General features: G+C 42.2%; 2 protein-coding genes. Both read right to left on the reverse strand.

Annotated elements, in window-relative coordinates:
- The coding region (locus ABN217_RS19230; RefSeq protein WP_349459855.1) for a GTP-binding protein at positions 1 to 403 on the reverse strand (403 nt) is incomplete at its 3' end.
- Between the two features lie 21 nt (positions 404 to 424).
- A complete protein-coding gene (locus ABN217_RS19235; protein WP_349459856.1) occupies positions 425 to 628 on the reverse strand; it encodes a YbdD/YjiX family protein in 204 nt (67 codons plus the stop codon).
- Between the last annotated feature and the right edge of the window lie 125 nt (positions 629 to 753).

The following is a 753-nucleotide window of genomic DNA, read 5'->3' on the forward strand; positions in this document are numbered from 1 at the left end:
CATGTACTGCGTCTACTAAGGTGATAATGCCATCTAATAAAAAGCGTTCGCAAAGGACTTCGTGTGAGAAAAAAGTTTGAGTGATCGGCCCTGGATCAGCCATTCCTGTGCATTCAATCACCAAGCGGTCAAAATTGATATTGCCGCTATCTAAACCATCAAGTAAATCTAACAACGCATTTTCCAACTCATTTGAACGACTGCAACAAATACAACCGTTACTGAGAGTGGTAATTTGCGTTGCACGATCACCAATTAATGCATTATCAATCGGCACTTCGCCAAATTCATTTTCAATCACCGCGATTTTATGGCCGTGATCCGCCTGCAAGATATGACGCAATAAAGTGGTTTTCCCCGCACCGAGAAATCCCGTTAAGATCGTTACTGAGATCGGTTTCATATCGTCCTCTTACATTATTTGTTAACAACAGCGAAATCCGCCTTTACCACTTCCACCATAACGTGCATCTTGGCGCTCAGGAAAAAATTCTTTATACGTCATCACAGGTTTATCTGGATGGTTACCTTTCATATGTTGTACATAGGTATCATAGTCTGGGATCCCGACCAACATACGAGCCGCTTGCCCAAGGTATTTACCTGTCTTGCCTAAATTTCCAAACATCATATCACTCCAAGACAAATGCCCTGCATCGCGTTGATAGCAATACAGGGCACCCTATTATCAATATCGACTAAAGATTAATGTGACGATGTTTTCACACCCTCTTTAGGAACTGGTACATACGG

Source organism: Proteus sp. fly-1067 (assembly GCF_040139345.1).
In the GTDB taxonomy this organism is placed as follows: Bacteria; Pseudomonadota; Gammaproteobacteria; order Enterobacterales; family Enterobacteriaceae; genus Proteus; species Proteus vulgaris_B.